The sequence below is a fragment of the Pseudoalteromonas sp. P1-8 genome, assembly GCF_001399985.1.
Lineage (GTDB): Bacteria > Pseudomonadota > Gammaproteobacteria > Enterobacterales > Alteromonadaceae > Pseudoalteromonas.
Map to the genome: position 1 here is coordinate 130,261 of NZ_LJSO01000002.1, position 24,051 is coordinate 154,311.

Annotated in this window: 24 protein-coding genes; 18 read left to right on the forward strand and 6 right to left on the reverse strand. The window is 42.1% G+C overall.

Features of this window, described 5'->3' with window-relative positions:
• Positions 1 to 48: 48 nt before the first annotated feature.
• The gene (locus tag AN213_RS04110; RefSeq protein WP_055197598.1) at positions 49 to 2,184 is read right to left on the reverse strand and encodes a S8 family peptidase; all 2,136 of its coding nucleotides are present in this window, start codon (positions 2,182 to 2,184) and stop codon (positions 49 to 51) included.
• A 323-nt stretch (positions 2,185 to 2,507) separates the two neighbouring features.
• On the opposite strand from AN213_RS04110, the gene AN213_RS04115 reads away from it, so the two are divergent.
• The 4 genes from AN213_RS04115 (at position 2,508) to AN213_RS04130 (ending at position 6,605) form a co-directional block, all read left to right on the forward strand.
• Positions 2,508 to 3,692 (forward strand): NAD(P)/FAD-dependent oxidoreductase, encoded by a 1,185-nt coding sequence (locus AN213_RS04115; protein WP_055197601.1) that lies wholly within the window; start codon positions 2,508 to 2,510, stop codon positions 3,690 to 3,692.
• 134 nt (positions 3,693 to 3,826) lie between these two features.
• Entirely contained in the window at positions 3,827 to 4,354 is a 528-nt protein-coding gene (locus tag AN213_RS04120) for a hypothetical protein (RefSeq protein WP_055197603.1), read from the forward strand.
• Between the two features lie 28 nt (positions 4,355 to 4,382).
• On the forward strand, positions 4,383 to 5,069 hold the full coding sequence (locus AN213_RS04125) for a hypothetical protein (protein ID WP_055197605.1): 687 nt from the start codon (positions 4,383 to 4,385) through the stop codon (positions 5,067 to 5,069).
• A gap of 270 nt (positions 5,070 to 5,339) precedes the next feature.
• Entirely contained in the window at positions 5,340 to 6,605 is a 1,266-nt protein-coding gene (locus tag AN213_RS04130) for a bifunctional diguanylate cyclase/phosphodiesterase (protein ID WP_055021891.1), read from the forward strand.
• Between the two features lie 41 nt (positions 6,606 to 6,646).
• Here the strand turns inward: AN213_RS04130 and AN213_RS04135 are convergent, their stop codons facing one another.
• From AN213_RS04135 to coaBC, 5 genes are all read right to left on the reverse strand, one after another.
• Positions 6,647 to 8,344: a diguanylate cyclase gene (locus AN213_RS04135; protein WP_055197607.1), complete on the reverse strand. Its 1,698-nt coding sequence runs from the start codon at positions 8,342 to 8,344 to the stop codon at positions 6,647 to 6,649.
• Positions 8,345 to 8,480: 136 nt separating this feature from the next.
• Positions 8,481 to 10,694, reverse strand: coding sequence for a catalase/peroxidase HPI (gene katG / locus AN213_RS04140; RefSeq protein WP_055197609.1), 2,214 nt, complete (start codon positions 10,692 to 10,694; stop codon positions 8,481 to 8,483).
• A gap of 189 nt (positions 10,695 to 10,883) precedes the next feature.
• Complete coding sequence (locus tag AN213_RS04145) at positions 10,884 to 13,637, reverse strand: prolyl oligopeptidase family serine peptidase (protein ID WP_055197611.1); 2,754 nt, start codon at positions 13,635 to 13,637, stop codon at positions 10,884 to 10,886.
• Positions 13,638 to 13,967: 330 nt separating this feature from the next.
• Positions 13,968 to 14,555 (reverse strand): nucleoid occlusion factor SlmA, encoded by a 588-nt coding sequence (gene slmA / locus AN213_RS04150; protein ID WP_054554189.1) that lies wholly within the window; start codon positions 14,553 to 14,555, stop codon positions 13,968 to 13,970.
• Between the two features lie 112 nt (positions 14,556 to 14,667).
• Positions 14,668 to 15,861, reverse strand: coding sequence for a bifunctional phosphopantothenoylcysteine decarboxylase/phosphopantothenate--cysteine ligase CoaBC (gene coaBC, locus AN213_RS04155; protein WP_055197613.1), 1,194 nt, complete (start codon positions 15,859 to 15,861; stop codon positions 14,668 to 14,670).
• 144 nt (positions 15,862 to 16,005) lie between these two features.
• On the opposite strand from coaBC, the gene radC reads away from it, so the two are divergent.
• The 14 genes from radC (at position 16,006) to AN213_RS04225 (ending at position 24,044) form a co-directional block, all read left to right on the forward strand.
• On the forward strand, positions 16,006 to 16,680 hold the full coding sequence (gene radC / locus AN213_RS04160; protein ID WP_054563392.1) for a DNA repair protein RadC: 675 nt from the start codon (positions 16,006 to 16,008) through the stop codon (positions 16,678 to 16,680).
• A gap of 273 nt (positions 16,681 to 16,953) precedes the next feature.
• Complete coding sequence (rpmB, locus tag AN213_RS04165) at positions 16,954 to 17,190, forward strand: 50S ribosomal protein L28 (RefSeq protein ID WP_036973115.1); 237 nt, start codon at positions 16,954 to 16,956, stop codon at positions 17,188 to 17,190.
• An 11-nt stretch (positions 17,191 to 17,201) separates the two neighbouring features.
• Positions 17,202 to 17,357, forward strand: a complete 156-nt coding sequence (gene rpmG / locus AN213_RS04170; RefSeq protein ID WP_022946036.1) for a 50S ribosomal protein L33 — start codon at positions 17,202 to 17,204, stop codon at positions 17,355 to 17,357.
• Between the two features lie 228 nt (positions 17,358 to 17,585).
• Positions 17,586 to 17,927, forward strand: a complete 342-nt coding sequence (gene rpsF, locus AN213_RS04175) for a 30S ribosomal protein S6 (RefSeq protein ID WP_036973113.1) — start codon at positions 17,586 to 17,588, stop codon at positions 17,925 to 17,927.
• Between the two features lie 67 nt (positions 17,928 to 17,994).
• The gene (gene priB / locus AN213_RS04180; RefSeq protein ID WP_036973732.1) at positions 17,995 to 18,297 is read left to right on the forward strand and encodes a primosomal replication protein N; all 303 of its coding nucleotides are present in this window, start codon (positions 17,995 to 17,997) and stop codon (positions 18,295 to 18,297) included.
• A gap of 12 nt (positions 18,298 to 18,309) precedes the next feature.
• Positions 18,310 to 18,537: a 30S ribosomal protein S18 gene (rpsR, locus tag AN213_RS04185; protein WP_002962753.1), complete on the forward strand. Its 228-nt coding sequence runs from the start codon at positions 18,310 to 18,312 to the stop codon at positions 18,535 to 18,537.
• 35 nt (positions 18,538 to 18,572) lie between these two features.
• The gene (rplI, locus tag AN213_RS04190; protein ID WP_054554192.1) at positions 18,573 to 19,025 is read left to right on the forward strand and encodes a 50S ribosomal protein L9; all 453 of its coding nucleotides are present in this window, start codon (positions 18,573 to 18,575) and stop codon (positions 19,023 to 19,025) included.
• A gap of 303 nt (positions 19,026 to 19,328) precedes the next feature.
• On the forward strand, positions 19,329 to 19,760 hold the full coding sequence (locus AN213_RS04195) for a type IV pilin protein (RefSeq protein WP_327077777.1): 432 nt from the start codon (positions 19,329 to 19,331) through the stop codon (positions 19,758 to 19,760).
• Between the two features lie 5 nt (positions 19,761 to 19,765).
• Positions 19,766 to 20,218, forward strand: coding sequence for a GspH/FimT family pseudopilin (locus AN213_RS04200; protein ID WP_055197615.1), 453 nt, complete (start codon positions 19,766 to 19,768; stop codon positions 20,216 to 20,218).
• Entirely contained in the window at positions 20,215 to 20,616 is a 402-nt protein-coding gene (locus AN213_RS04205) for a prepilin-type N-terminal cleavage/methylation domain-containing protein (RefSeq protein WP_054563395.1), read from the forward strand. Before AN213_RS04200 ends, AN213_RS04205 begins: the two co-directional genes overlap by 4 nt.
• Positions 20,613 to 21,137 (forward strand): prepilin-type N-terminal cleavage/methylation domain-containing protein, encoded by a 525-nt coding sequence (locus tag AN213_RS04210; RefSeq protein WP_055021895.1) that lies wholly within the window; start codon positions 20,613 to 20,615, stop codon positions 21,135 to 21,137. The genes AN213_RS04205 and AN213_RS04210 overlap by 4 nt, the downstream gene beginning before the upstream one ends.
• A complete protein-coding gene (locus tag AN213_RS04215; RefSeq protein ID WP_236702885.1) occupies positions 21,130 to 22,878 on the forward strand; it encodes a PilX N-terminal domain-containing pilus assembly protein in 1,749 nt (582 codons plus the stop codon). The genes AN213_RS04210 and AN213_RS04215 overlap by 8 nt, the downstream gene beginning before the upstream one ends.
• A 142-nt stretch (positions 22,879 to 23,020) precedes the next feature.
• Positions 23,021 to 23,572: an RNA polymerase sigma factor gene (locus tag AN213_RS04220; RefSeq protein WP_055197617.1), complete on the forward strand. Its 552-nt coding sequence runs from the start codon at positions 23,021 to 23,023 to the stop codon at positions 23,570 to 23,572.
• Positions 23,559 to 24,044, forward strand: a complete 486-nt coding sequence (locus AN213_RS04225; protein WP_082423003.1) for a hypothetical protein — start codon at positions 23,559 to 23,561, stop codon at positions 24,042 to 24,044. Before AN213_RS04220 ends, AN213_RS04225 begins: the two co-directional genes overlap by 14 nt.
• Positions 24,045 to 24,051 lie beyond the last annotated feature (7 nt).

Here is a 24,051-nt window from a genome sequence, read left to right on the forward strand (position 1 = left end):
GTAAGTCCGGCTGAAAAGTCCCAGGGGGGATACTGGGGAGATCAACTATTAAGGTTGATACTGTGCATCCAATGTTACACCAGAGAAAGTACGGTAAGCATTTAAGCTTAAGTGCCACGTACCTGCTTGTGGATTACTGAATGTACATGTTTCTGCGTTACCGTTTTTATACGGACGACAGTCATAGCTAGATGACGTTGGTTGGCTACCAAACTTAACAAATAAGTCAGCATCACCTGAACCACCAGACGTTGTTACTGTGAAGCTTGCCATACCTGCTGGTACTTCTAGCGTGTAGTGTTTCCACTGACCTGCACTTGCAGAGATATCAGTCACTGTGCCGCCACCTGCTTGTGGTGAACCTGAGCCTGAACCGCCGCCAGAAGTTGTTAAATCACCCACTAGGCTAACACCTGAGTATGCAGAGTAACCATTGAGCATTACATGGTAAGTGCCCGCTGTTGGGTTATCGATAGAACATACTTCGTTGTTACCGCCTTTATAAGGGCGACAATCATAGGTTGACGTTGTTGGTGCGCTACCTGCACGAACGTAAAGGTCAGCATCACCTGTACCGCCACTCATTGTGAAGGTTACGTTAGTTGCACCTGTTGGCACTTCCATTGTGTAGAAAGTTTGGCTGCTAGCAGAGCCACTTAAACCTGTTAGTGCTTGGCCATCTTCTAACACATTGCCTGTTGGTGGTGGCGGTGTTGTGCCTGATGCTGCTGCCACAGCGGCTGCTGCATCAACAATACCTGTACCACAGCTTGTACATGTTGCTGGGAAAGAACGAGTTGTTGATTTTAAGATGCTTTCGATTTCATCTGGCGTTGCAGATGGTTTAGCTTGCTTGATTAGCGCTGCTACACCCGCAACATGTGGTGCTGCCATCGATGTACCTTGCGAGTAGTGATATGAATCGCTGCTTGGGCCTGTAGAACCTGAGTTGTGTGTTGATAACACACCTTCAGAATCATTCGCAAAGCTTTGCGCGCCACCCGGTGCTGCAACGTCAATGTTGCTACCGTAGTTTGAGTAGTAAGCACGACCACCGTTACGACCAACAGATGCAACGTTTACAACGCCATTACAGTTACCTGGGTTGTAGTTTGCAGAGTTATCGTTATCGTTACCCGCAGCGATTACGATCACAGTGCCGTTGTTACGCGCTTGGTTGATAGCGTTTTGTGTTGTAGAGCTACATGAACCGCTACCACCTAAACTCATGTTAATAACATCAGCAGGGTTAGCATTTGCTGGTACGCCAGAAACTGAACCACCTGAAGCCCAGATAATACCGTCAGCGATATCAGAAGTTAAACCACCACATTTACCAAGTACACGTACAGGAACAACTTTTGAGTTGTAAGCAACACCGGCAACACCTTCACCGTTGTTAGTCACTGCTGCAACAGTACCCGCAACGTGCGTACCGTGCCAGCTTGAGTTTTGCGCACCATGTGTGTAACCACATTCGTTAGCGCTGATTGCATCACCTGGATCGCGTGCATCGCTATCACGACCACCCCCATCGTTAGCTACAGACACATTAGAGATCATGTCATAGCCTTGAAGGATGTTGGCATTTAAATCAACATGCGGACGGTAACCTGTATCAAGTACCGCAACAACGACACCGCTACCCGTTGCTGTATCCCAAGCCGTAGGAAGGTTAAGACCACCCGCTTGCTCGTAGTAGTGCCATTGGTCGTCATAACGTGGGTCGTTAGGCGTTGCAAATGGCTTTAACATTTGGTCGATTTCGATGTATTCAACGTTACCTGATGCAACCATCTCTTGCATGAATTCTTGTGCTTCTTGAGCTGAAAGTTTTTTATCAGCACGCATAACGTGGTGATTACTCATCGCCATTGCACGAACGTATTGCGCTTTTACTTTACCTTTTTTGCTGGTGAAGTTTTTAACAAAGCCTTTTGCTTTTTTGTTCATCATAGTCGGCGTTTGTTCTGCTGCCGACATCGTCATCATTTCATCACTGTTGTTTTTATACTTGATGATGAATTGTGTACCAAAGCCTTCTTGGCCTTGTAATTTCGCTGCAGTTTCCTGCATAGATGGTGACATTAGTTGGTTTGGAGTAGCCATTGCTGCCGTCGTCCCAAACAACGCAGTCAAGCTCAGTGCAATTGCGCACTTCTTCAAGTTGTTGTTAGTTGTCATAATGATCCCTAGATTGTTATGTAAATCTCCACGATATTTTTCGCGAAGGGGGACAAAGGTAAAATAAATGTAAATTTAGTTAAAATATCGTTTTATTATGGTTGTCTCTATTTTGGTTATAACTAAATGTATAGACGTCTAAAATAGTCTTTTTATGGTGCTTTTTAGTAGTTTTCTCATAATAAAGTTATAATTTTGTGGTTTTGAGTTTTTACTTTATTTCGTTTTTTGGTTTTATCTTTTTTGTAAAAACACCTCAGTGTTAACACAGCAGCGACAATAACTTGTTATAATCAGCTAAATTTTTTTAGTGAGTATGAGTAATGACCCAAGTAGATGTAATTGTGATTGGCGCCGGTGCCGCAGGTTTGATGTGTGCTGCACAAGCAGGCTACCGTGGTCGCAATGTTACTGTGCTTGATATGGGCAAAAAGCCGGGCCGTAAAATATTAATCAGCGGCGGTGGGCGTTGTAACTTCACCAATGAAAACGCAAGCCCAGACAACTACTTGTGTGGTAATCCTCACTTTGTAAAATCGTGTTTAAGTCGTTATACCCAGCATGACTTTATAGAGCTGGTGGACCGTCATGGCTTGGCCTATCACCATAAAACGCTGGGCCAGTTATTTTGTGATAACAGTGCACAAGATATCGTCGATATTCTTTTAACTGAGTGCGAGTGGGCGGGGGTTAACATAGCGCTGCGTAACGAAGTACTCAGCGTGACAAAAACCGATGCAGGTTATGAAGTTATTACTGAGCAAGACAGCTATCAATGTGAGTCGTTAGTTGTCGCATCGGGCGGATTAACCATGCCTAAACTTGGTGCATCACCAATTGGTTATAAAATTGCCGAGCAATTTGGGTTAACTGTGCTACCAACCATGGCGGCATTAGTGCCATTTACGTTGCACCAGCATGATAAAGATCGCTTTGATGGGTTATCGGGGATCAGTATTCCTTGTCTGGTTACCAGTGAAGATGGCACCCAGTTTAAAGAAAACATCTTGTTTACTCACCGCGGCCTTTCGGGCCCAGCGATTCTGCAAATCAGCTCTTTTTGGCGTGCAGGGCAAACTGTGTACATCAACTTGTTACCCGAGCTCGATTTAAAACAGCAGCTTGAGCAGTGGCGTCAAAGCCAAGGGCAAAAGTCACTAAAAAATACCCTTGCGACAATTTTACCAAAACGCTTTGTTGAAATGCTGCACGACACGAAAGCGATCCCTGATTGTAATGTAAACCAACTAAACCATGCGCAAATCGACGCGTTACATGACTACATTCACAATTGGCAAATTAAACCCAACGGCACCGAGGGTTACAGAACCGCCGAAGTAACGCTTGGTGGTGTAGACACTGACGAGTTAAGTTCAAAAACCTTCGAAGCGAAAAAGTCACCGGGCCTTTATTTCATCGGCGAAGTCACCGACGTCACCGGTTGGCTAGGCGGCTACAACTTCCAATACGCTTGGAGCTGCGGCTTTGCAGCAGGGCAGTATTGTTGATTTGGGTTGCTAGTTGCTAGGGGAAAGATGTTAGTGGTCAGGTCATAGGAGCTAGGCTCTAGGAACTAGGTGCTAGGTTAGCACTTGCTTGTAGGTCGTGCCTTAGCGCGAGGCTGTTATTAATGGAGTAATAGATGAATAAAGTATATAAATTTTATCCAGAATATGAAGATGAATTTATTACTCCGGTTGATACCTCTGAAACGAGTTTATTATTTTCGACGGCTCTATCAGTTCAAAATCCACTACCATGTGGGAAGGTGTTACAGGTTAAGCTTCAAGGAAGAAGAGGCTTTTCGCAAAACTCCTTCTATTGGCTTCATCCTCAATGTTTAGTTTGTGACCTAGTTGCATATAATAAATTAAACGATTTATTGAGTGGTTGCGGGTTTTGGTCGGAATTAATGCTAGATGGTGAAGCTCTATATTTGTTTTCTGTGACAAAAGAAATCAATGTACTAAATGAAGATGATTCTGACTTTGTAGAGCTGAATGGTTTCAAACTCGATATTAAGTGTTATAGCTTCAAATACTTTAATGAGTCTGAAAATCCTATTTTTCTAATAACTAATATGAAAGGTCACTATCCATTAATGTCAGGCTATTTAGTAAAAAAAATAAAAGAGTTTGAAATAACTGGGCTTAAATTTAAGTTACTTTAATTTATTGTTTTTATTCGGTTATTATTCTATGAATAGCTTTAAAGCTTACTTATTACTTTGTTTTCTACTGGTGGTTACATGTCATACGTATGCTGATGATGTTAGTTGGCAGTGGCAATCAGATTTGGAAAAAGCGATATTGAAAGCCGATACCTCAGTGCAAAATATAGAGCTTGGTTCTTACTGGGATACACGTTATAGGGCTGCTGTATTTTCAGTTGCAAACTCAATATCAATCGGTTGGTCTAGTAGAGGGTTTAATCCAGAAATATACAATACGGTTTTGAATGATATTTGGAATAATACTAGTCAAAAGCACTTGCTAAATGACAACTTAATTCGCTTATCTTCTTTAACGTGGAGGTTAAACCTTAAGAATAGATGCTTTGATGCTAACGTGAATAAAAACCGTGCTCGTAAGTACATCATTGAAATGATTACCTCGGATGAGAATGTTTTAAAGGATTCTGCAATCAGTGGGCTCGGGTTATTAGGCGAACGTGAAGATGTTGATATGTTGATTGAGCTATTGATTAACAATCAAAATACCTTTGTTGGCTCTTCTGCATTAAGCTCTCTTTTGCTTGTTGAAGGTGATTACGCGCTAGAAATGCTTAGAACTAATATGCAAAAAGTCTCCAATGATTCTCTAAAGCAGCAGATTAAGGAAGAGCTTAGCTTCATACGAGTCAGTGATGATAAGTGCGCTGAATAAAATCTATCGCATTCATAAAAAGTCAAACTATGCTAATAGCACCTAGCACCTAGCACCTAGCACCTAGCACCTAAAACCTAGAATCAATTCTTGCCACCACAAATGACGCCCTACATAATTTTGATAGCTGATAGCTGATAGCTGATAGCTGATAGCTNNNNATAGCTGATAGCTGATAGCTGATAGCTGATAGCTGATAGCTGATAGCTAATTTATAGTCTATTATTTCATTTTACTGAGTAGTAATAATGTATTGGACTCGAGTTGCCCATGAAACTTAATGACGTACAGATGTTTGTTAATCCTATTTATAGGTTAATAGAAATTACACCGATCCCTGTCATTGTTTCCTCGCCTAGCGGTAAACTCGAATATGCAAACCCGGCACTAAAACAACTATTAGGTTACGAAGGCGATGAAGTATACGCAGATGATGTTGTTATAACTCATGCTGATGACAGAGAGTTAAATAAAACTATTCGTGCCAAGCTTAATCAGTTTCCTGAGCAGCCATTACAAATTGAAAAGCGTTACATGCATAAGTTGGGTCATGCTATTTATTGTCAGCTGAATATTGTTGCTGAGATGGATAATGACGGTAATGTTGTGCGTTATATTTCGCAAATTATTGACTTAACAACAGTCAATAAAGAGGCGGCCGCGGATATTTTGCTGACCCATTTGGTTGATAAATCGAATGATGCCATCTTTGTTGCAAACCCTCAGTTTGGTCAAATCCTTAACTGTAATCAATTTGCTTATAAGTGCTTAGGTTATGAAAAGGAAGAGTTATTAAAACTAACCATTCCAGACATAAACCCTGACTACGATACCAAGGCTAAATGGCAAGAAAGGGTGGCGCGCGTAAAAGCTCAAGAAACCACTATTTTTGAGTCGAGCTTAAAACAAAAGGATGGCCAGGTTTTTCCAACTGAAGTGAGTGTTTGTCATATCGACCACCAAGGGAAAAGCTATCTTCTTGCGATTGTTCGTGACATTTCAGCTCGGAAAAATAAAGAGCAGGCTTTGATTGAGCTTGCGAACCTTGACCCGCTTACTCAATTACCGAACCGTCGTTATCTAGAGCAATTATTAAATGATGTATTTAGTGAAAATGGTGATGTGGCTGAGGGAATGGGCTTTATTTATATCGACTTAGATGATTTTAAACAAATCAACGATCAGAATGGTCACGCACTAGGCGATGAAGTTTTGGTATGGGTTGCAAAGCAACTTAAAGCTGCCGTCAGAAGTACCGATTATGTGATAAGAATGGGGGGAGATGAGTTTTTAGTGACTATTTCAGGCGTAACTAATACGACGATCTTGAATCGCTTAGCACATAAAATTGCGGAGCAATTTTCAGCCCCTTTTAGTTGTAAAGGTAAGTCAATTGAAGTCACTGCGAGTATTGGCGTGACAGCGCATTTTCTCGGCGATGGTGTGTATGCAGCAAACCAATTAATTGAAGAAGCGGATGCGGCTATGTACCAAGCTAAAAAGCAACCCGGAACAACCATCATTCACTTTAGCTAAGGTTTAGTTACTTTGAAACTTGAAACTTGAAACTTTTCCCCTCAAGCAGCCACTTCAACACAATTACGGCCGTTATTTTTTGCTTTATACAATGCTTTGTCGGCAATGGTGAGGGTTTCTTTCACAGTTGTTGAAGCATGGCCAACGCTATGTACACCAATACTCACGGTAAACTGCACGGTTTGCACCTCATTAATTGTGATGTAAGTTTCTAGGGCTTTTTGGCGAATTCGCTCGGCAACTTGCTTGGCATCAAGTAGGTTACAATTGAGTAATAACACAAACTCTTCGCCGCCGTAACGGCAGGCTATATCAGCAAGGCCTTGCTCTGAGGTGAGTATGTTGGCAAATGCGATAATGACTTTATCGCCAACATCGTGACCATATGTGTCGTTAATGTTTTTGAAGTGGTCGAGATCAGCAATTAGGAGGGTTAACTCTTGCTGATTGCTTGCCATAGCAGCAATGAGTTCTTCACTTTTTCTGTCAAAGTAACGGCGGTTGTAAAGGCCAGTCATAGGATCTGTATCGACTAGGCGGTTGAGCTCAGTTTGTTGTGCTTTGATTTTTTCGAGGCTCTTAATTCGATAAGAAAGAATAAACGCCATCATTAACGCTTCGAGCAAAATACCTATGCCTACACCGTGGCTATTAATCACGTTTGCGTCGCTGATCCCTTTGTAATAAAGCACCGCCAGCATATTAAAAATAACGAACATAGAGTGGCCGAGCAAAAAGTATTTTGCCAGCGTATTACCTTTGCGCCACAGCGAAATAGATACTCCAAATGTCACCGTCATCATTAAAGCTGCTAAGCTGCTGGCAGGTTTTAAGGCACCTACAATATCGAACAAGCTATAGATAAAATCAGCAACCAGTAAGAACAAAATAATCGACAGCGCGATATGCTCTTTAGGGTAATGCTTTTTGGTTTCGAAAATGAGCATTACAAAAATCACTAAAAAGCTTGGCATGCTCAGTAAGTTAGAATTGAGTTGTAGTAGCTCGGCACTAAAAATACCAAAGAAGTTAGCAGCAACGCCATAAGATAGCGCCACCCACACCGTGCCAGAGATAAGATACAGCGCGTAAACAATGTTCTCGATTTTACGTGCCGATAAATATAAGAAGAAGTTATAAATCATCAGCGCTAACATCATCCCGACAAGTAGCGCAATGTAATTACCATTCCCGACAAGGGCCCGCTTTGAATGCTCTTCATCAAAAATAGCTAATGCAAACCACTGATGTGAAAAGGTGACGCTTTTTATATAAATTGTTTTTTGCTGGTTAGGAGCAATATAAAACGAAAACACGGCACTGCCACCAAACATGTTGGCTTTAGGCCCTGTTTTATCAAGTTGAATAACCGATTGGTTTATCAGTTGTCCTGATTGTGTTTCGTAAAAGCTGACTTCTTCTAAATGATAGGCATCTGGGTTATGCACAAATAAGCGTAGGGTATCGCTGTAGCTATTTTTTATAACTATTTTTGACCACGTCGTTTTAGCGTTGGTGCCTAAAGTAAGCTCGTTTTGACTGTTGATAAAATTTTGCTGCTGAACTTGTGAAAGAGGCATAGTGCCTGTGCTATCAATAAAATAGCTCATAGCAAATTGAGTGAGGTCAACGCTACGTTGTTCGATATTAACAATCGGGGAATTATCGGCACGGCTTTGGCTAGTTATGCTTAGGCATAATGAGTAGAAAACAAGAAGCAGTAAAAAGCGCGCAATCATCCCTAATGCCTGTGTCCAAATAAATATAATGATAAAGTTTTATTTTTAACGTAATCCGCTGCCTTGTCGAGTAAAATATCAACGAAAATAAAAAAAGCCGCTAATTTAACGGCTTTGTTGGTTGCGAAAATAAGAATTAACGTAGGTCGAAACGATCTAGCGTCATCACTTTAGTCCATGCTGCTACGAAGTCATCAACGAACTTTTGTTTAGCATCGTCAGAGGCATACACTTCAGCAATTGAACGTAGCTCTGAGTTTGAACCGAAGATTAAATCTACTGGTGTTGCAGTCCACTTAAGTTTGCCTGACTTACGGTCACGGCCTTCGTAAACACCTTCTTCAGAAGACTTAGACCACTTCGTTGACATATCTAATAGGTTAACGAAGAAATCGTTGCTTAATGTGCCAGGTTTTTTCGTGAATACACCGTGTTTAGTTTGGTCAGTATTCGCGTTAAGGGCACGCATACCACCTAGTAGTGCTGTCATTTCAGGTACTGATAAGCTTAGTAAATCAGCGCGTTCAACTAACATTTCAGCCGGTGATTTCCATGCTGAGCTGTAGTAGTTACGGAACGCATCTGCCGTAGGCTCAAGTACTTCGAATGATTCAACGTCAGTCATTTCTAATGACGCGTCCATACGGCCAGGCTTGAATGGTACTGCGATAGAGAAACCCGCGTCGCTTGCTGCTTTTTCGATTGCAGCCGCACCACCAAGAACAATCATATCTGCTAGTGAAATTTCTTTACCGCCAGATGCTTTTTTGTTGAACTTAGTTTGGATTTTCTCAAGTTTGCTAAGTACTTTAGCCACTTCTTTCGGGTTGTTTACCGGCCAATCTTTTTGCGGAGCAAAGCGAATACGCGCACCGTTTGCACCACCACGCATATCTGTGTCGCGGTAGCTTGCTGCTGATGCCCAAGCAACACGCACTAGTTCAGATACAGATAAACCTGAATCTAAGATGCTAGCTTTAAGTGTCGCGATATCTTTGCTATCAACTAGTTTGTGGTCAACCGCAGGGATGTAGTCTTGCCAAATTAATACTTCTTCTGGCACTAAGTCACCTAGGTAACGAGCACGTGGGCCCATATCGCGGTGGTTTAGTTTGAACCATGCTTTAGCAAATGCCAGTTCGAACTCTTTCGGGTCGTTTAAGAAACGCTCTGAAATCTTACGGAACTCAGGATCTGCTTTTAACGCGATATCAGTTGTGAACATGATAGGTGCATGGCGCTTACCTTTAATGTGCGCATCTGGCACTAGGTTAGACGCTTGACCATTTTCAGGGATCCACTGAGTCGCACCTGCAGGGCTCTTAGTTTTAACCCACTCAAAGCTGAATAAGTTTTGTAGGTAGTTGATTGACCAACGTGTTGGTGTCACTGTCCATGCACCTTCAAGACCTGACGTGATGGTATCTTCTGAGTGACCTTTACCACATTTGTTTTTCCAACCTAAGCCTTGCTCTTCGATACCTGCTGCTGCTGGCTCTTTGTCTAAACACGTTGCTTTTTTCGCACCGTGTGCTTTACCAAAGCTGTGACCACCGGCGATTAGCGCAACGATTTCTTCATCGTTCATTGCCATGCGGCCGAATGATAAACGAATGTCTTCTGCTGCTAGAAGTGGATCAGGGTTACCGTGCGGGCCTTCTGGGTTTACATAAATCAAGCCCATCTCAACTGCCGCTAATGGACCTTTAAGTTTGCCTTTTTTGTCACGACGTTCGTCAGTTAACATTTTGCCTTCAGGACCCCAGTATACGTAATCTGGTTCCCAATCGTCTTCACGACCACCTGCATAACCGAAGGTTTTGAAGCCCATTGATTCAAGCGCAACGTTACCTGTTAACGCCATTAAGTCAGCCCAAGAAATGCTGCGACCGTATTTTTGTTTAATAGGCCAAAGTAAACGACGCGCTTTATCAAGGTTCGCGTTATCAGGCCAGCTGTTTAATGGGTCGAAACGTTGTTGACCACCGCCTGCGCCACCACGACCATCAAAAGTACGGTACGTACCTGATGCGTGCCATGCCATACGGATGAAGAACGGACCATAGTGACCGTAGTCAGCAGGCCACCAATCTTGAGAATCAGTCAATACTTTCTCAATATCAGCTTTCACTGCGTTTAGGTCTAACTTTAAGAATTCTTTTTTGTAATCAAAGTAAGGACCCATAGGATCAGACTCTGCGCCATGGGCACGAAGTTGGCTAAGATCTAATTGCTCTGGCCACCAGAATTGGTTTGATTTGATGTCGTTTGTAGCTTGTACGCCTGTTGCCACCAACAGTGATACCGCAACAGCTACTTTAGACAAAGCTGACGTTGATTTCTTAAACATTGTGTTGTCTCCAGTTAGAAGTTGGGTGAAATATAGATTTGTTCTGATTAACTTTCCACTTACAAACTGGGGTTTAAATCGATTGATAAAATCGAAAAAATAGATGGTGTGATTGATTTTATAGAACAAAGCCAGCAAAAATGCTGGCTCTGGGGGAGGTGTGCAGTAAGCTTAAATTTAGCTTATTGCTTATTCTTCAATAAAGGGTACACCGTTTTTGATCCACTCAGCAGCTGGTTTGCCTTTTAAGTAGTGATCAAAATATTCCATCATGCGTACTGAGAAATCCACTTGGTTAGGGAATTTCTTCAGGTGATGTGGTTCACCTTCGTATTGTAAGAAGGTGGCATCTTTACCCGCACGACGAAGCGCGAGGTAGTATTGAACCCCTTCGTGCCACGGCACAGCATCATCTTTGTCGCCAAACATAATCAGAATTGGGGTATTCACTTTATCGGCGAAGAACACCGGTGAGTTTTCGATGTATAGCTCTGGGGCTTCGAATAACGTTTTACCAATGCGGCTTTGCCCTGTTTCGTATTGGAACTGACGCGCAAGGCCTGATTTTAAGCGAATACCGCTGTATGCACTGGTCATGTTAGATACTGGCGCACCCGATACAACCGCCTTAAACATATCTGTTTGAGTGATCATAAAGGCACTTTGGTAGCCTGCCCATGAGTGACCTTGTAAACCAATTTTATCTGGATCAGCAATGCCTAAATCAATCAACTTTTGAGTGGCGTTGATCATCGTTTGGGTTGATGATTTACCCGGATGGCCAATTTCAAAACGGATATCAGGTAAGAAAATCGCATAGCCATTTGAAGTAAACATCGGGAAGTTAGGGCGATGATTTAATTCCATTTTCGGGAAGTCATACATGCGTTGGCTCATATAGCGGTAGAAGTACACAACCACCGGAACCTTATCACCTTTTTTGTAGCCCGCAGGTTTGATCAATACGCCTTGTAAATCTTCCCCATCAAACCCTTTGTAGCTAATAAGCTCAGGTTTTTCACCCCATGCAAAGTTGCTAATTTGTGGGTTAAGGTTGGTAACACGCTGTGGCTTTTTGAAGCTAAAGTCAGTTTGGTAGTAATCAGGGAATTGCTGATATGTTTGTGCAGTAAATAGGTATTTATCGGCATTTTTTGCCTTTTTCACTACATCATAGCGCTTTTTACCTGAAAGTACTTTGCTTAATTTATTGCTTGATAAGTCAAGTTTGGCAATTTCAGTTTGCTTATCTTGCAGGTTCTTTGCACTTAGCAATAATGTTTCGTCTTTGGCAAAGCCCACTTGGTCTTTATCAAGTTTAATAACACGATATTGGGTATTGGTTTCTTTACCTTGAGTTAAACGGGTTGCTTTTTTAGTTGCGACATCAAAAGCCCAAATATCAAATTTACTGTAAACCAGTACTTGGCTGCTGTCGTTTAACCAGCCTGCAAAACCATAACCCGGCTGAGGTGATGGGTAGTCATGTTTATCATCAGCAAAAATAGCGTTAATTGCTTTAGATAAGGTCGAAACCTTGTTGTTACCTAAATCTTTAAGCTGTACTTGGCTGTCTTGGAAAAATGCCGCAAATTGACCATTAGGCGCAAGGCTTGGTCTAAACGGATAGTCGCTGACAATAGCGGTTTGTTTACCAGTTTTAACATCAACACTAAAGTAATCTGCGTAAAAGCCGCCATACATAATACGTTCTAGGTACGGTCGGTCTGAATAGCCTAATAGCGCTTCGCGATGAGTATTAAGCGAGACCTCAGGCATGTTCGGCGTGCTTAACTGCACAACTTGCTGACCATTTACATGATATACCGCTTGGTAGTGGCGAAGCTTATTCGCTTTGTTCCATTGCTGCTCTTCGCGAGGCTTAATTTCAGCGTCTTTGTTATGCCAAACGTTAAGGCCTTTTTGGTCGCGAATGGTATCGAAATCATATAAAGAGGCTTCATCTTTGTATTCTTTTGCGATAACTTTTGCAGCGAGTTTAGGGTGGTTTTCAAAGTATAAACGAGCACCATCTTCAGACCATTTTAGCGATGCTGTTTTGCCAATAGTCCAGCTACTATCTGCAGAGTGAATGGTTGAAAGCGCCCCGTTTTGTAAAAGCTGTAAGCTGTGATCACGACGGCGTGTATCATCATTAACGTAATTACCAATTAATAGCGCTGCGGTATTGCTGTTTGGTTGCCAAGCTATTTTATTTGCCACAACGCCCGGCTCATCAATCAGTACACTCGTTGCGAAGTCATTATTAAGCGCAACTAATACAACTTGGTTGTCGGCACCATCACTGTAGCTTTGGCTTGCTAATAATTGCTCACCGGTGCTGCTAATCGCATAGCTGAATACGTTGTTTAGAGTGTGAGTGGTTTTGTCTTGAAGGTTAACAAGCACTAAATCAAAGCTTTTATCTTTTTTGTCTGGCTTGATTTCGCTGCTGTTTTCGTCTTTTTCTTCGCTGTCTTTTTTATCAGCTTTCTTATCTAGTCGATAAGCAAGCCATACACCATCATCCGATAGTGCATAGTCTTTTACATCGTTAAAGGTTTGTTGCTCACCATTTTTAGTATTCACTAAAACAAGGTTGTTTTTTAGCTCATCTTTTTTCTTGGTGGTTTCTTTTTCAAGTAGGGTCGGTACCTGAGTAAAAGCTACCCAGTTTGCTGCTTTATTAATAGTTGGGCGAGTACCGCGCTCAACGCTAGTTAGCAGGGTGTTGTTGTTTAATGTATAAACCTGACCTTGTGCATTACCGCGATAAGGGTCGGCACTAAAGCTAAGAATTTGGCCATCTTCAGAAAGTTGGGTGCCTTTTGCGTATTTAAAATCAAACACGTCTTTAAATTGCAGAGCTTCTTTCGCACTAACCTGTGCACTACCAAGGCTTGTCACCAAGGCTAAGCTCAAAAGTGATAATTGCGCTTTCATTCATCTTTCTCGTTGTTTTTTAATTGATGCACCTAGTGTAGCGTTTTTAATAAACAATTCGAGTAGATACGATAAGTGGCGTGTTTGGGAAGGTGGAAGGGGAAGTTACGAGGGGAAAGTTAGCGAGATTAAAGCTTGTAGGCGTGAAATTTATTTCACGCGAAAAAATTGCACAAAGAGAAGTGAATGAGAAAAGAATGAGGAAAGTTAGAAAGCAGCTTGCTAACTTTACTCTTTCCCCTAGAAGCTCGCTAACTGTTCGGAATTCAATCTGATAGCTGACGGCTGAAGGCTGACAGCTCGAACTTTACTCTTTCCCCTAGCAACTCACTACAACCAAATTTTCTGTAGTTCTGGCCATTGTTTTTCAAATTGTGCACTTGGTTTTGCTTTAAAGTCGCTGCGCACGAATTGATTCATCTTACCTTCTACATAGGCGAGTAGGAAGTTGGCTAGGGTGCTTTCGTCTGACTGGAATGCTTTACCTTCGCGAAGTTTGCGTTCGCGTAGCACTTGCTTGAACTGAGTTTCTAGCTTTTCAAATAAGCCCTGTACACGTTCACGTAAACGCTCTTGTTCACCTTGTAAGGCATCACCGGTCAAAATGCGGGTAATGCCCGGGTTTTTCTCGGCGAAGGCTAATAATAACAGCAAAATATTGTATACACGTGTTTGGCTTTCTTTCTCATTTTCTAAAATGAGGTTAATGCGTGATAACAGGGTATCTTCAATAAACTCGATTAGGCCCTCAAACATCCGTGCTTTACTCGGAAAATGACGATATAACGCAGCTTCAGACACACCTACCTCAGCCGCGAGCTTTGCGGTGGTGATACGTTGACCTGGGCTGGTTTCTAACATTTGTGCGAGTGCTTGCAGAATCTGCTCTTTGCGATTACTTCTTTTTGTCGCAGGCATGACCATTCCTTTCTTATAATTTATTACTTGCGCTGTTGGGAGTCAGACAAGCCATTTTTTGTGCAAATGAGTGGCTTATGTTAATGTTTTATTCAGTTTCTTTCCAGCATTTTTACAAACGCTTGGCAAGCTCAGTCATTACGCTCATGGCTAAATCTTTTTTACTTCCCATTGCTAAATCTAGCTGCTCATTGTGCCAGAAGAGTGTTAAAGCATTATGATCAGAATTAAAGCCAAGGCCTTCTTTTGATACGTCATTTGCGCAGATCATATCGAGATTTTTGTTCTTTAACTTACCTTGCGCATAGCTTGCAACATCTTGAGTCTCTGCCGCAAAGCCAACGGTATAAGGGCGGTTTTCGCTAAGTGCTGCGACATTAGCGATAACATCTGGGTTCTTAACTAAAGTAAGGGTTAGTTCATCGCCTTGCTTTTTCATCTTTTGCTCATGAATTGCTGCTGCACGGTAATCAGCCACTGCTGCACAGCCGATAAAAGCATCCGATTGCGCGGCAAGCTTCATTGAGGCGGTAAGTAATTGCTCAGCACTTTCTATATTAGTAAGCAGGGCATTAGCAGGTGCTTTAATTGTTACGGGGCCTGAAATCAGATTTACCTTTGCACCTAGCGCAAGTGCAGCTTCTGCAAGGGCATAACCCATTTTGCCTGAGCTGTGGTTAGAGATATAACGAACTGGGTCGAGGGCTTCTCGGGTTGGTCCTGCAGTAATCGTGATGGTTTTGCCTTTAAGTAATGGCTCTACTTCAGGTTGTGTACAAAGTGCGACTAACTCATGAGGCTCTAACATACGGCCTGCGCCTACATCACCACAAGCTTGCTCGCCTTTACCTGGGCCCCAAATAGCCACGCCGCGCTCACTTAGTGTGGCAAGATTTGCTTGTGTAGCAGGGTGGGCATACATTTGTTGGTTCATTGCAGGCGCAACTGCTACCTTTGCAGGGGTAGCCAGTAGTAGGGTTGTTAGTAAGTCATCTGCAATACCCATGGCCATTTTGGCTAAAATATTACTGGTTGCAGGGGCGACTAAAATAAGGTCTGCCCATTTGGCAAATTCGATATGACCCATCGCGGCTTCTGCTGCTGGGTCGAGTAATGAATCAGAAACAATCTCACCGCTTACCGCTTGCATAGTTAAAGGAGTAATAAAGTGTTTGGCTGAGTCGGTCATGACGACTTTTACTTCACAGCCTTGATCTTTTAAACGGCGAACAAGTTCTGCGCATTTATAGGCTGCAATACCACCACTCATACCTAGCAGGATTTTTTTATTTACTGATTTTGTCATTACGTGAAATTTAACCTTTGTCGATATGGGCTAACGATAGCAAATCTTTACCGATAGCATGAAGTTTTCTTTTATACAGACAGGAAAAAATTGGATTTTATAGTACAGTTTAATAAGTGGAATAGTTGTTTTAAGGATGAAGCAATGCCATTAACCGATTTACCTTTATCAGCAAGGCCGCGGGAGAAGTTACTTGCCCAAGGCGCCAAAGCACTCTCAGATGCAGAGTTATTAGCAATCTTCTTACGTACCGGTGTACCGGGTATGAATGCCATTGAGCTGGCTGAGCACCTGCTCGATATAAACAGCACTTTGCACGACTTATTTAATGCATCTGAACAAGAGTTTTGTGCCCAAAAGGGTTTAGGAGCTGCTAAGTATGTGCAGCTTCAAGCGGTACTTGAGCTAAGCCGGCGCTATATGCTTGAGCAATGTAAGCGCGAGGCACTATTTAATTCGCCGCAAGCTGTGTATGACTATTTAACTATTCAATTACGTGGCTTACAGCAAGAAGTATTTATGGTGCTGTACTTAGATAGTCAAAACCAGCTAATTAAAGACGAAGTACTTTTTTACGGCACTATTAATGCCGCTTCTGTGTACCCACGCGAAGTTGTTAAAGCTGCACTGCGTAATAATGCGGCGGCTCTAATACTTGCTCATAACCACCCAAGTGGGGTTGCTGAACCTAGTCAGGCCGATAAATTAATCACCACAAAATTACAGCAAGCCTTAGCCTTAATTGACATAAATGTGCTGGATCACATCATAGTGGGTGGTGAAAATTGTGTTTCGTTTGCTGAAAGAGGGCTTATATAGAGCCAACTGTATTAGAGAGTGTGTTAAAAATGAGCAGTTTAGGGCGATTTTAGAAATTAGTTTAATTTAAATGCAGTTTTTACTTTCCCTAAGGGCATTCGATCTTTATAATTAGCCGCTATCAAATTTACACATGAGCTGATTGGATAAGATCTGTTACTTGATCTTTGCCTGTATAAGCTGTATAAAGAGCGCCCTTCGATTTATCCCGGGGCACAAATACTGGCCTAAGGGAAAATTAAGCTCGAGCGAAGTTATTGGAGATATATAGACATGTCTAAAGTATGTCAAGTTACAGGTAAGCGTCCAGCGGTTGGTAACCACCGTTCACACGCGAGAAACGCGACTAAACGTCGTTTCCTACCTAACCTACAAACTCACCGTTTTTGGGTTGAAAGTGAAAAACGTTTTGTAACACTACGCACTACTACTAAAGGTATGCGTATTATCGATAAAAAAGGCATCGACGCGGTTCTTACAGAAATCCGTGCTCGTGGCGAAAAAGTTTAAGGAACTGAATCATGCGCGATAAGATCCGTTTAGTTTCAACTGCTGGTACTGGTTTTTTCTACACTACCGACAAGAACAAGCGTAACATGCCTGAAAAAATGGAAATCAAAAAATACGATCCTAAAGCTCGTAAACACGTGATTTTCAAAGAAGCTAAAATCAAGTAATTTTAGTTTTCAGAATATCAAAAACCCAGCCTCGGCTGGGTTTTTTGTTTTTAGCGTTTAGAAAATCTTAATAGGGCACAATAATCTAGCTTGGCTTGCTGTTTTATCTTGCTTAATTATCATTCTAAGCGTAAAATGCGCGCTCATTTCGGCTTATTAAATTTAATTCCTTGCCTTAAACCGACTGGCCGAAACGGTAGAAGGCTCTATTAACCGTAAGGAATATCCATGCGTCATTACGAAATCGTATTCATGGTTCACCCTGATCAGAGTGAGCAAGTACCTGGTATGATCGAACGTTATACTGGTTCTATCACTGAAGCTGGTGGTACTATCCACCGTCTTGAAGACTGGGGCCGTCGTCAATTGGCTTACCCAATCGACAAGCTTCACAAAGCTCATTATGTTCTTATGAACGTTGAAGCACCTACTGAAGTAATCAGCGAGCTAGAAACTACTTTCCGCTACAACGATGCAGTGCTTCGTAACTTAGTTATGCGTACTAAAGACGCTGTAACTGAAGCATCTCCTCTTGCGAAAGAAGAGAAGAAAGAAGCACCAGCTGCTTAATCGTTTTGAGTTCAAGCATGGCGCTTGCAGTTGAGACAAAAAGATGAGCCAACCGCTTAATCCTTATATGAATCAGCTGACACTATCTGGGGTTGTTTGTAAAACACCTAAATATAGTCAAAGCCCTGCTGGTATACCGCATTGTATTTTTGTTCTTGAACATAAATCGATGCAAGTTGAAGCAGACCTTAACCGTAATAGTTATGTCAGGCTTCAAGTTGTTGCCAGCGGCACGCCAATGCAACAACAAACTCAACAATTGCACGTTGGGCAACAAGTGCAAGTGACGGGGTTTTTAAACCGTCACGAAGGCCGAAACGGCTTAAGCCAATTGGTCTTGCATGCTCAACATATAGAAAGAATTTTTTGAGGAATTTTACTCATGGCACGTTATTTCAGACGTCGTAAGTTCTGCCGCTTCAAAGCGGAAGGCGTACAACAAATCGATTATAAAGATCTAGCTACTCTTAGAAACTATGTTACAGAAAGTGGCAAAATCGTACCTAGCCGTATCACAGGTACTAGCGCTAAATATCAGCGTCAGCTAGCAACTGCTATCAAGCGTGCTCGCTACTTAGCCCTTCTTCCATACACTGACTTACATAAGTAAGCAGCGGATTAACAGTTTTTAAAAGGTGTAGAGACATGCAAGTTATTCTACTAGACAAGATCGCAAACCTAGGTGGCCTAGGTGACCAGGTTGTAGTTAAATCTGGCTTCGCACGTAACTTCCTTTTCCCACAAGGTAAGGCAGTTCCTGCAACTAAAGCTAACATCGAAACTTTCGAAGCACGTCGTGCTGATTTAGAAGCTAAGATCGCTGAAGATCTAGCTGCTGCTCAAGCTCGCGCTGACAAGTTAGAAGCATTAGCTGAAGTTACACTAGTTTCTAAAGCTGGTGACGAAGGCAAGTTATTCGGTTCTATCGGTACTCGCGACATCGCTGAAGCTATTTCAGCTGTTGGCGTTGAAGTTGCTAAATCAGAAGTTCGTTTACCTCTAGGTACTATCCGTGAGACTGGCGAATTTGACGTAGCAATCGCAGTACACTCAGACGTATCGGCTACTATCAAAGTAATCGTTATCGCTGAAGCTTAATAGCAATATTAAGTAAAAAAAGCCGCACTTAGGTGCGGCTTTTTTGTGCCTGAAATTTATGAATTGTAGCATTTTGTACCGCTGTTGCTTCTTCATTTGCCATCCAATAGTATTGGTTTCTATATTTTAAATATACAAATACCAACCCTATAATCTTACCTATTTTAAAAACATACGTTCTTTTTTCTTAATTTTCTTGTTCTTATTAGTATAATCGAATGAGTAAAAGTAAATTGGTTAAAATTGACACTGACAACGCTGTCATTTATATTGTGCTGGTTAAAAAGTATTAAGGGGTTGAGGTTGAAAAGTGCATTAGTACCACATGGAATGGGTAAACAAACAGGATTTACATTAGTAGAAATTCTTATCGTGATCGCTATTTTAGGGATTCTGTATAGCGTAGCATTGCCTGCTTACACTGAGCACATGCAACGTAGTCGCCGTGCTGATATTCAACAAGAGTTACTGCAATACAGCGCCAGTCTCGAACGTATTTATTCACGAAATGGCGGCTATCCTAATGCATTCGTAACCCAAAATACCGACTATTACACCTTTACCTACACAGCGACAGATAAAGTATCAGGTGCTGTAAGCGATTTTAAAAATCGTGGCTACAGTTTAAAAGCAGCTCCTAAATCGGGTTCGGCGCAAGCAAGTGATCGCTGTGGTGAGTTAACCGTTAAACATGATGGAAGTTATAGCGCTTCATTTAGTGATTGCTGGGAGTAACACAATTGCGTCGAATTGCAGGGTTTACCTTAATTGAGTTAATGGTTGTGCTGAGTGTTATTGGCATTATGGCAGCCCTTGCTTTTCCGTCTTTTAGCCAACAAATTTTGCAAGATCGCGTGGTAACTACTGCAAATCAATTAAATAGTGCTTATAAATTTGCACGCAGTGAAGCGGTCAAACGCGACAAACCTATTAACCTAGTTGTCAGTAATAATAGTTGGCAAGTGACCCTCAACGAGGGCGGGGTAGACACGGTTTTAAAAGAATTTTCGGTCACAAAAAGCGGTGTTACCGTCAGTTTAGTCGCATTGGCCATTAGTGCCAGTGGCGAAGTTGATAAACAAGCTGAAATTATAGTGAAAGATGAGCACACAAATACCACAGATTACGTGATGTGTGTGCTTAAAAGTGGCCAAAACTGGTTAGTAGAAAATTCACAGCGAGGATGTGCATGAATAAGCAGGCAGGCTTTTCATTATTAGAAGTGATGATTTCAGTGGTGATCGCTGGCATCGCATTATTAGGCTTGGCGGCAGCGCAGCTAAAATCGCTACAATATGCAACCAATAGCTTTAATTACACCGTGTCACTTATTCAAGGACAAAACACCATAGAGCGTTTGTGGCCGCGCATTTGTGAAATTCAAAAAACCAATACCGCACTTTTTCAAGACGCGACATTTAGAGCTTCCCTCGCGCCACAAGTGAGTGATTATCAACTGACAATCCCAGCTACTTACAGTGATGATATGCAAGTTAATGTGGCTTGGGTTGATAAGCGCATGACAGACAATGCAGAAAATCAAATTAGTCTAAATGCCAGTTTCCCTGATTTAACGGCGGTTTGCTCATGAATAAACGCGTTCAGGGTTTTACCTTAGTAGAACTGATGGTGGCATTGGCAGCAGGTGCTTTTTTATTAGCTGGGGTGAGCTTGTCTTACTCGGCGATTAAAAGCACGATTGAGGTGAGTAAAGAGCTTGAAAACGCTCAAGAAGTAATTCGCTATACCAGTAAAGTATTCAATCGCAGCATAAAGCAAACACAACTAACACCCACCATCAGTGCAGATAAAAGCACGATTACTATTACTCAGCCAAGTGGTGTCATTGCTTGTAATGGCTCTGCGACAACAGCGCAGGTGGTTGAGGTCTATAGCTTAAATGGCAGTAACTTAATGTGTTCGCTCGATGGTGCTGACTCAGAGCGATTACTGACAGGAATCGAAGCTTTGTCATTTGATATCGCCGGGGAGCTTGTAACCGTTACTGTAAAGCCAAATGATTTACCTGCTCAGTTCGGTAATGGTATTAACATTGATATTGCGTTAACTAATGCAATATTAGTCAAAGCATACGGAGCTGGCAGTGTATAACAAGCAAAATGGTTTCACCTTAATTACAGTGTTGATCTTAACCAGTATGGCCAGCATCGTGGTGCTTAGCTCGCTACGTGAAAACGTTGTTCAAGAACGCTTAAGTGGTAACTTTCAAAAGAAATTAAACAGTCGTTTAATGGCTGAAAAAGGTGTGTTTGAACAAGCTAAGTTATTGCAACAAACCTTGAATGATGAAGGTGTATTAGCGGTTGAAGATTTGATCAGTAAAACCAGTAATGCATCGGGCTCTGGTGTTATCGCTGATGATGCCATTTTTAATGCCAGTTTAAGTCAAAATGCTGCCGGTGAGCTTGAAATTGCAAGCTTAGGGCAACGATTTGATGGTGACGCACAAAGTAGCTTAGTCGCCCGTTTTGCAGTACAAGGCGCGAAAGGCAGCTCTATTTTCACTAATGCGATGGTGGGCTGTAAAGGGGTTAACTTGTCGGGTAGTGGTAGTATCGACAGCTATGATTCGAGCAAAGGCACCTACGAAGAAACCAAGTCGAATGATGGTGATGTTTCAACGATTGCTGGTGATTCAGATGTGGTGCTATCGGGTCATTCACCGATAAAGGGCGATGTAAAAGCGACCGGGGTTATCTACTTAAATGGTTCATCACCAATTATTGGTAATATCCATTCAAATACCGGTGTTTATATTTCTCCTGGCAGTGGTTTACGTGTTGACGGTAATGTTTATACCCGAGGTTATTATACCCATCGTGGCGGAACTGTTTCGGGGGTTGTGCGAGCGAATGGTGATGCAAAAATGCAGTGGTCAACATTCATCACTAATAGCCAAGACGAAGCGCTGGATATTATGTATGGCGGCTCAGGCGATTTTAAAGACACCTACAATAATCAACAAGATGGTGTGCACTACAGTGATAGCAAGTTTAATGTAAACCCGCATGTTGAGCCGATAACTGTTGCTGACCCAACAGCCCCTGATTATGACCCAACTAATCCAGACACCAGCTGCGACCCGTTAATTTTGCCAGAGAAAATGACAGACATCACAGACCAAGTGAGCAGTTATAGTTCTCTTTCGATTGGTCCTACGCAACAATTTAAACTTAATACTGAAAAGGGCTTTTTTAGTAGCGGTGGTAGCCAAGTTATTTTGCCAAGCCTTGCCGATGTTTTCTTGTTTAACTCTAAAGCGCAAAACCAAGCTAATGGCAGTAACAGTAAAGAGTATATCTTTGCACTTGATAGGCTCAAAATGACCAGTGACGGCAAAATGGAAGTTTCTGGTGGTGATGTTATTTTACTGATTGATGGCGACTTTTCGATGGAAGGGGATACCAGCTTAACAATCAAAAAAGACAGTAGCTTAACAGTGTTATTAACCGGAAAAGTAAATATTGGTGCAGGCGCAAAAGTCATTACTGAGCAGGAAGGATTAACCACCAGTGGCCATCCGTCGTTATCATTTTATTCATCATTTAATGGTGTAAATGGCGTGCAATTTAGTGGTGCTGCGAATTTATATGCGGCTATTTATGCCCCTTTGACAACAGTGAAGCTATCGGGCAGTGGCGAGCTATTTGGTAGTGTACGTGGCTCAACAATTACTGCATCAGGGGGCAGTGGCGCTCACTATGATGCAGGTTTATTACAAGTACAAAATGGCGGCACGCCTGCTTCTTCGGCACGCATCGTATTTTTAGGTTGGAGCTACAAAACCGCAGAAACAACTGAAGAAGAAAGCGAAGCACCCCCTGCCGAATAACGCAAAGCCCCAAATAAAATTGTGTAAGCTCAATTATTTGTAGCTTACACAAAAAAAATTAATTTCATTTAAACCTTTTGAATCCCTCCTTACGTCTAATACACTAAATTCACAACAATAATCATAAAGGACAACATCCAGGATGTTGATAGATGCAGAACAAGCGTTCGCCCAGCAAAGTGAGCATGCCTTGATAGAGCGCGTAAAAAGCGGTGATCAAGCTGCCTATGCAACACTTTATGAGTTGCATGTGAAGCGGGTTTATAGCCTTTGTTTAAGATTGCTTGCAGACAAAGAGCACGCCGAAGATGCAACACAAGAAGTGTTTGTACAGTTGTGGCATAAAATCGCTAACTTTGATGGACGCTCACAATTTTCGACTTGGTTACATAGTGTTACCAGCAATATTGCGATTAGCTACATTCGCAAACATAAAAGCTGGCTTCAAAAAGTAGTGAGTTTTGAACAAAGCGGTATGGATGAGCAAAGCGCAGCAGATTGCGATGGCTTTAACGGCCTCGACAAATTAGTACTGAGACTACCTGAGCGAGCACGTATGGTGTTTGTACTCCATGCAATTGAAGGTTATCGCCATGAAGAGATAGCAAGCATGCTTGATATGGCGGTCGGTTCAAGTAAATCGCAATTTCACCGTGCAAGGCAGTTATTAAAAGAGTGGTATGAAAATGAGTAAGCCAGAATTTGAACAATTTTTAAATGACTCGCTTAACCATAAGCAAGATATTAGCCCAGACAAAGATCTCTGGCCCGGTGTTGAGCGAGCAATTGCAACAGGGCAATCAGAGCAAGCTGATAAGCCAACCCATGGCTGGAATAAACTCGCTGCAGTTGCCGCTTGTTGTATTGCCGCACTATTGACCGTACAGCTTTTTGTTGGCCAAGGTGAGCCAAATAGCATGATGGCAATGAGCGATTATTTTACCAAGCAAAAGCAAGGTTTGTTGGTGCAGTATCAAAATCAACCTGCATTAACCGATAACTGGCAGCAACAATTAAAAGAGTTAGAAGAAGCCGAAAGTGCCATTAAGCAAGCACTTGAGAATGAACCTGAAAACCCAGCTTTATTACAAATGCTGTCGCAGGTTTATCAGCAACAACTGGACTTAATTAACAAGGTGCATGCACCGAAGTGGCAAACGATTTAGGAGTGAC

What these genes read in the sequence shown, in the direction of transcription:
- slmA (WP_054554189.1), bottom strand. Translation starts at nt 14,555, where the DNA reads ATGCCTGCGACAAAAAGAAGTAATCGCAAAGAGCAGATTCTGCAAGCA.
- radC (WP_054563392.1), top strand. Translation starts at nt 16,006, where the DNA reads ATGCCATTAACCGATTTACCTTTATCAGCAAGGCCGCGGGAGAAGTTA.
- rpsR (WP_002962753.1), top strand. Translation starts at nt 18,310, where the DNA reads ATGGCACGTTATTTCAGACGTCGTAAGTTCTGCCGCTTCAAAGCGGAA.
- AN213_RS04205 (WP_054563395.1), top strand. Translation starts at nt 20,215, where the DNA reads ATGAATAAGCAGGCAGGCTTTTCATTATTAGAAGTGATGATTTCAGTG.
- coaBC (WP_055197613.1), bottom strand. Translation starts at nt 15,861, where the DNA reads ATGACAAAATCAGTAAATAAAAAAATCCTGCTAGGTATGAGTGGTGGT.
- AN213_RS04125 (WP_055197605.1), top strand. Translation starts at nt 4,383, where the DNA reads ATGAATAGCTTTAAAGCTTACTTATTACTTTGTTTTCTACTGGTGGTT.
- AN213_RS04130 (WP_055021891.1), top strand. Translation starts at nt 5,340, where the DNA reads ATGAAACTTAATGACGTACAGATGTTTGTTAATCCTATTTATAGGTTA.
- AN213_RS04145 (WP_055197611.1), bottom strand. Translation starts at nt 13,637, where the DNA reads ATGAAAGCGCAATTATCACTTTTGAGCTTAGCCTTGGTGACAAGCCTT.
- AN213_RS04110 (WP_055197598.1), bottom strand. Translation starts at nt 2,184, where the DNA reads ATGACAACTAACAACAACTTGAAGAAGTGCGCAATTGCACTGAGCTTG.
- priB (WP_036973732.1), top strand. Translation starts at nt 17,995, where the DNA reads ATGAATCAGCTGACACTATCTGGGGTTGTTTGTAAAACACCTAAATAT.
- AN213_RS04210 (WP_055021895.1), top strand. Translation starts at nt 20,613, where the DNA reads ATGAATAAACGCGTTCAGGGTTTTACCTTAGTAGAACTGATGGTGGCA.
- AN213_RS04220 (WP_055197617.1), top strand. Translation starts at nt 23,021, where the DNA reads ATGTTGATAGATGCAGAACAAGCGTTCGCCCAGCAAAGTGAGCATGCC.
- rplI (WP_054554192.1), top strand. Translation starts at nt 18,573, where the DNA reads ATGCAAGTTATTCTACTAGACAAGATCGCAAACCTAGGTGGCCTAGGT.
- AN213_RS04135 (WP_055197607.1), bottom strand. Translation starts at nt 8,344, where the DNA reads ATGATTGCGCGCTTTTTACTGCTTCTTGTTTTCTACTCATTATGCCTA.
- rpsF (WP_036973113.1), top strand. Translation starts at nt 17,586, where the DNA reads ATGCGTCATTACGAAATCGTATTCATGGTTCACCCTGATCAGAGTGAG.
- rpmG (WP_022946036.1), top strand. Translation starts at nt 17,202, where the DNA reads ATGCGCGATAAGATCCGTTTAGTTTCAACTGCTGGTACTGGTTTTTTC.
- AN213_RS04120 (WP_055197603.1), top strand. Translation starts at nt 3,827, where the DNA reads ATGAATAAAGTATATAAATTTTATCCAGAATATGAAGATGAATTTATT.
- AN213_RS04225 (WP_082423003.1), top strand. Translation starts at nt 23,559, where the DNA reads ATGAAAATGAGTAAGCCAGAATTTGAACAATTTTTAAATGACTCGCTT.
- katG (WP_055197609.1), bottom strand. Translation starts at nt 10,694, where the DNA reads ATGTTTAAGAAATCAACGTCAGCTTTGTCTAAAGTAGCTGTTGCGGTA.
- rpmB (WP_036973115.1), top strand. Translation starts at nt 16,954, where the DNA reads ATGTCTAAAGTATGTCAAGTTACAGGTAAGCGTCCAGCGGTTGGTAAC.
- AN213_RS04115 (WP_055197601.1), top strand. Translation starts at nt 2,508, where the DNA reads ATGACCCAAGTAGATGTAATTGTGATTGGCGCCGGTGCCGCAGGTTTG.